At 70.4% G+C, this 6,256-nt stretch carries 4 protein-coding genes; all 4 read right to left on the bottom strand.

Features of this window, described 5'->3' with window-relative positions:
- Window positions 1–355 (bottom strand): SIS domain-containing protein (locus tag ACFE86_RS20690; protein WP_375457203.1); only part of this gene is annotated, 355 nt, incomplete at its 3' end.
- Window positions 356–507: 152 nt separating this feature from the next.
- Window positions 508–1,407 carry an alpha/beta fold hydrolase gene (locus ACFE86_RS20685; RefSeq protein WP_375457202.1) on the bottom strand — a complete coding sequence of 300 codons (900 nt, stop codon included), beginning with the start codon at window positions 1,405–1,407 and terminating at the stop codon, window positions 508–510.
- 42 nt (window positions 1,408–1,449) lie between these two features.
- Window positions 1,450–3,738 carry a 1,4-alpha-glucan branching protein GlgB gene (gene glgB, locus ACFE86_RS20680; RefSeq protein ID WP_375457201.1) on the bottom strand — a complete coding sequence of 763 codons (2,289 nt, stop codon included), beginning with the start codon at window positions 3,736–3,738 and terminating at the stop codon, window positions 1,450–1,452.
- Window positions 3,739–3,764: 26 nt separating this feature from the next.
- Window positions 3,765–6,256: putative maltokinase (locus ACFE86_RS20675; RefSeq protein ID WP_375457200.1), on the bottom strand; the 2,492-nt coding region annotated here is incomplete at its 5' end.

The raw sequence follows: 6,256 nt of genomic DNA, 5'->3' as shown, positions 1-6,256 counted from the left end.
CGATCATGCCGAGGTCGCCGTGGCTCGCCTCGGTGGGGTGGACGAAGAAGGCGTGCGTGCCGGTGGAGGCGAAGGTCGCCGCAAGCTTGCGCCCGACATGGCCGCTCTTGCCGATCCCGCAGACGATGACCCGGCCCCTGACCCCCAGGATCGTGTCGATCGCCCGCTCGAAGGCATCGCCGAGATCGGATTCGAGCAGGGCGATCACCTCCTCCAGCGCCGACATGCCGAGCCTGAGGCTGCGCGCCGCGATGCCGCGGACGTCGGCGTCGGCGTCGCCCGACGCGACGGCGTGCAGGCGGGCCGGCTTCGCAGGCGCCTTCTGTGCGACCGGGAACGCGGTGACGTGCGACATGGGGCGATCCACGAACGTCCCGGCACGGGAATGCGGGCCGGGCGGGCTGAAACGTCAGGGGGCCCGGACGCTGTCGGGCATCGACGACCGCTAGGTTCGGCCCGTGGTTTAAATGTGACGACCCGGCCGCGCGCCGCGCGCATCCGAACCGCTCAGGCGCGCAGGAAAGCCACCAGCGCCGCGTTCACGGCCTCCGCGGCATCGTGCTGGACCCAGTGCGTCGCCTCCGGCAGCCACTGGATGCGGCCGGCATCGCACAGCGCCAGGCTGGCCTCGGCGAGGCCGGGTTCGAGGGCATGGTCGCGCCGGCCCCACAGGATGAGGGTCGGCGGCTTCACCCGCGGCACGGAACGGGCGCGTGGCAGCCGCAGCGCCCGGTACCAGTTCAGCATCCCCGTCATCGCGCCGGGCTGTGCCCACGCCTCGACGTAGCGGTCGAGGTCGGCCCCGGTGAAGCTGCCGGGCCGGCTCGTCTTCAGGAGCGCCTGCCGCAGCACCGCGCAGCCGTCGGCCATCAAGCGCCGCTCGGGCAGGCGCGGGATCTGGAAGAGGCCGACATAGGCGCTGCGCAGCATCTGTGTCGGATGGCGCAGGATGTAGGGCCCGAACACCGCCGGATGCGGGGCGTTGAGGATCGCGAGGCGTTCGATCCGCTCGGGATGGTGCGCGGCGGTCCACCACGCGACGAGGCCGCCCCAATCGTGCGCGACGAGCCGAAACCGTGCGAAGCCGTAATGGTCGGCCAGTTCGATCACGTCGGCGGCGAGGCGGTCGAGATGGTAGGCGGCGATGCCGTCCGGCTTGTCGCTGCGGTTGTAGCCGCGCTGGTCCGGCAGGACGAGGCGCAGGCCCGCTTCCGTCAACGGTCCGATCTGGCGGCGCCAGCCGTACCAGAATTCGGGAAACCCATGCAGCACGAGGGTCGGCAGGCCGTCGATGGGCCCGGCCTCGGCGACGTTCAGGCGAAGGCTCGGCAGTGCGATGGAGGGGAAGGCGATCGCTGCCGTCGTCGGAGAATCGGGCACGGCGACCTCCCTGTCATCGCGGCCCATGCCGGACGGGCCGCGGATACGGCGCGCCCGGCACGCGGCCGCTCAACCCTCGCGCACGAAGATCATCGTCGAGAGCGGCGGCAGCGTCAGGCTCAGGGACTGGCCGTGCCCGTGGCTCTCCGTCGGCTCAGCCTCGCACCCGCCCATGTTGCCCATGTTCGAGCCGCCGTAGATTCCGGCATCCGAGTTGAACGCTTCGCGGTAACGGCCGCCGGCCGGTACGCCGACCCGGTAGTCCTGCCGGGGCACCGCGGTGAAGTTCGAGACCACCACCGCGATCTCGCCGGCCTCGCGGCCCTTGCGGGCCCAGGCGATGACGCTGTTGTCCTGGTCGTCGGCGACCAGCCACTGGAAGCCCGCGGCCTCCGTGTCGCGGCCGTGAAGCGCGGGCGTCGCGGCGTAGAGCCTGTTCAGGTCGCGGACCGCATCCTTGAGGCCGGCATGCGCGGGATCGTCGAGCAGATGCCAGTCCAGCGACTGGTTGTGGTTCCACTCGCGCTCCTGGCCGAACTCGCCGCCCATGAACAGCAGCTTCTTGCCGGGATGCCCCCACATGAAGCCGAAATACGCCCGCAGGTTGGCAAACTTCTGCCAGCGGTCGCCGGGCATCTTGCCGAGCAGCGAGCCCTTCCCGTGCACGACCTCGTCGTGGGACAGCGGCAGGATGAAGTTCTCGGAAAACGCGTAGAGCAGCCCGAAGGTCAGGTCGTGGTGATGGTAGCGGCGGTGGATCGTCTCCTTGGCGACGAAGTTCAGGGTGTCGTGCATCCACCCCATGTTCCACTTGAAGCCGAAGCCGAGGCCGCCGGTGTAGGTCGGGTGCGAGACGCCGGGCCACGAGGTCGATTCCTCGGCGACCGTGATGGTGCCCGGCGCGTGGCTGTAGGTCGCCTCGTTGGTCTTGCGCAGGAAGTTGATCGCGTCGAGGTTCTCGTTGCCGCCGTACTGGTTGGGAATCCACTCGCCCTGGCGGCGCGAGTAGTCGAGGTAGAGCATCGAGGCGACCGCATCCACGCGCAGGCCGTCGAGGTGGTAGTGCTCCAGCCAGAACCGGGCGTTGGCGGCCAGGAACGTGGCGACCTCGGCGCGGCCGAAATTGTAGATGTAGGTGCCCCAGTCCTGGTGGAAACCCTGGCGCGGGTCGGCGTGCTCGTAGAGGTGGGTGCCGTCGAACTGACCCAACCCGTGCGCGTCGAGGGGGAAATGCCCCGGCACCCAGTCCAGCATCACGCCGATGCCGGCCTCGTGCGCCGCGTTGACGAAGGCAGCGAAGTCGTCCGGCGTGCCGTGGCGGCTCGTGGGCGCAAACAGCGAGACCGGCTGGTAGCCCCAGGAGCCGTCGAACGGGAACTCCGTGATCGGCAGCATCTCGATATGGGTGAAGCCCATCTCCTTCACGTAGGGGATGAGCCGGTCAGCCAGTTCCTTGTAGGTCAGGTAACGGTTGCCCTCGTCGGGCACCCGCGCCCACGAGCCGAGATGGACCTCGTAGATCGAGATGGCCGCCTGGCGCGGGTCCTTCGCGCCGCGGGTCGCCATCCACTTCCCGTCCCGCCACGCGGGCTCGCTGGTGCCCTGGAGCACGGACGCCGTCTCCGGCGGATGCTGCGCGGCGAAGGCGACCGGATCGGCCTTCAGCGGCAGCAGCGCGCCGTCGGGACCGCGGATCTCGAACTTGTAGTGCTGCCCGGCGCTCAGGCCCGGCACGAACAGCTCCCAAAGGCCGCCGTTCCGCCACAGGCGCATCGGGTGGCGGCGCCCGTCCCATTCGTTGAAGTCGCCGACCACGCTGACGCGCCGGGCGTTGGGAGCCCAGACCGCGAAGCGGAAGCCGTCGATGCCGTCGAGGCGTCCGAGTTGCGCGCCGAGGATCTTGTAGACGCGGTCGGTCCCGACCTCGCGCAGCGTGTCGACGTCGTGCTGTTCCAGCGAGGAGCCGAAGCCGTAGGGATCGTGGCGGCGGCGCCTGACCCCGTCCCAGGTCTCGATCTCGATCTCGTAGAGGGGCCGGCCCTCGCTCTCGACCCGGGCGACCCAGAACCCGTCCGGGTGGCGCCGCTCGAACGGCGCCGACGCATCGCCGACGACAAGCGCGGCGCTCTTGGCCTCCGGCAGGACGGCGCGCACCTCCCAGACACCCGGCCCGACCTGATGCGGCCCGAGCACGCCGAAGGCGTCGCCGTGGTTGGCGGCCATCACCGCGGCGATCGCGTCCGGATGGACGCCGTGCGCGCCGGCGGCGGGCGTGGAGCCGGACGGGGCGACCTCCGAGACCTGGGACGTGTCCGACGGGTCCGTCCGGCTCGCGAAGGTCTGGTCGATGGCCGTCATTCAGGTGCCTCTCTCGGGGATCTTCCTCAGGACGCCTTGGCGTCCTCCAGAATGTTGAGAACCCCACGGGCAGGGATTTCGATCCAATCCGGGCGGTTGTTGGCCTCGTAATCCACCTCGTAGAGCGCCTTCGTCAGGAGGCAGAGCCGCAGCAGCCGGTTGCGCGTCCCAGGGTCGGTCACCGCGGCGCGGCTGCCTGCGGCCGCGCTTTCGTAACCCTCGAGGAACGCCGCGTCGATCATCCCGCGCCACGCGCTTGCGGCGGCGCGGGCGCGCTCCTCGGAATCGGCGAAGCGCCCGGCGATCTCGCGGGTGACGGTCTCGGCGCCGTAGGCGAACGAGCGCAGCATCCCGGCGACGTCGCGCAGCGGCGTCGACTTCGCGCGCCGCTCGTCGGCCGGACGCGAGGGCTCGCCCTCGAAGTCGACGATCACGAGGTCGCCCTCGGCGGCCAGCACCTGCCCGAGATGGTAGTCGCCGTGGATGCGGGTCTTGAACGCGCCCTTCGGCGGGTCGCGGGTCAGGAGCCCGATCAGCGACTCGACCTCGGAGCGGCGCCCGGCGAGTTCCGTGCCGGCCGAACGGCCGGCATCGAGGCCGCGGTCGCCCAAGCCCTTCAGGGCGCGGAAGGCGCGGTCGGCCTGATGCCGGGCGTCGGCGGCGAGCACCGCGAGGTCGTCGGCCGTCAGGGGCTCGGCGGCGAAGGCCGCGTCGTCCGTCTCGATCGCGAAGGCCTTGTGCATCTCGGCGGTGCGCCGCCCGAGCAGGTCGGCCCAGCGCAAGTGGTCGCCGAACGCGTCCTCCGGCGTCGGCGCCTCGCTCTCGGGGGCCAGGACGACCGTCTCGAAATCGCGGCGCAGGCCCTCCAGCATCAGGGTCCAGGCGTCGCCCTGGTTCGGCACGAAACGTTGGAGCACGGCGAGCGCCGTGGGGGTCCCGTCCTCAGCGACGTGCTCCATCACGCCGAGCAGCGCCGGGGTGTTGGCGAACTGCGCGGTCTCGGTGAGGAAGCGTCCGACCTCGATCTCCGGATGGACGCCGGGCTGGAGCCGGCGCAGCAGCTTGAGCATCATCTTCGAGCCGATGGCGATCGAGGTGTTGCTCTGCTCCGCCGACAGCCGGCGCACGTCCGCCGGATCGATGGTGACGTTCGCGTCGAAGGCCGACGTGGTCGAGAAGACGAGCCTGCCGCGCTCGGTCGGAACCTCGCGGGCGTCGCGCATGCCCTCGATCAGGCAGACGGCGAAGTCGGACGAGGCCGCCGCGCCGTAGAGGAGGCCGGTGCGGGGGCCGCGCCGCACGCGGGCGACGGCGTGGGCCACCAGCCCCTCGTCCTCGCGGCCCTCGTCGACGCCGAGCGGCACGAAGTATTCCTGCCGCTCGCCGTTCGAGAGCTGTACGCCGATGCGCGGCAGCAGGAAGCGCGCCTCGCCGTCCCCCTCCTTGAGGGCTGCGCAGTCGATCACCTGCACGCTCCTGATGCGCGAGCCCTTGGCGCCGAACCAGCGGCGGCTGGCGATGAAGGGCGGAACCACCGTGCGCTCGAAGGCGAGGCGCTCGCGCCCCGCCATCAGCGTCTCGATACCGCCGGTGAGCACCAGCGTGAACAGCTCCGGCGCCTCCTTCTTCGGCCCGATGGTGCCGGTGTTGGCGCTCGACAGGGAGAACCAGTAGAAGCCGTAGGCGGGCAGCGTCAGCAGGTAGGGCAATTCGCCGATCGCCGGGAAGTCGGAGCCGCCGGTCAGCTCGATCGGCACGGCGCTGCGCAGTTCCGACAGGTCGAGCTGCACCGCCTGCGGCGCCCGCGACAGGTTGGCCACGCACAGCACGCGCTCGCCCTCGAACTCGCGAATCCAGGCGAGCACCTTGCGGTTGGCGGGATACAGAAACTGCATCCCGCCGCGGCCGAGCGCGGCGCTGTTGTTGCGGATCGCGATCATCCGCCGCGTCCAGTTGAGCAGGCTCGTCTGCGAGCGGGTCTGCGCCTCGACGTTCAACGCATCGAAGCCGTAGATAGGGTCCTGCACCGCCGGCAGGAACAGGCGCGCGGGATCGGAGCGGGAGAAGCCGCCGTTGCGGTCGGGCGACCACTGCATCGGCGTGCGCACGCCGTCGCGGTCGCCGAGGTAGATGTTGTCGCCCATGCCGATCTCGTCGCCGTAGTACAGCACCGGCGTGCCGGGCATTGACAGCACCAGCGACTTCATCAGCTCGATCTTGCGGCGGTCGTTTTCCAGGAGTGGCGCGAGGCGGCGCCGGATGCCGAGGTTGATCCGCGCGCGCCGCTCGGCGGCGTAGAACGACCACAGGTAATCACGCTCCTCGGCGGTGACCATTTCCAAGGTCAGCTCGTCGTGGTTGCGCAGGAAGATCGCCCACTGGCAGCCTTCCGGGATCTCCGGGGTCTGGCGCATGATGTCGGTGATCGGGTGCCGGTCCTCCCGGGCGATCGCCATGTACATCCGCGGCATCAGCGGGAAGTGGAACGCCATGTGGCATTCGTCGCCGTCGCCGAAAT

The sequence above is a fragment of the uncultured Methylobacterium sp. genome (assembly GCF_964244095.1).
Lineage (GTDB): Bacteria > Pseudomonadota > Alphaproteobacteria > Rhizobiales > Beijerinckiaceae > Methylobacterium.
Note: the sequence above shows the minus strand (reverse complement) of the source record. Positions and strands in the feature narration are given on the sequence as shown.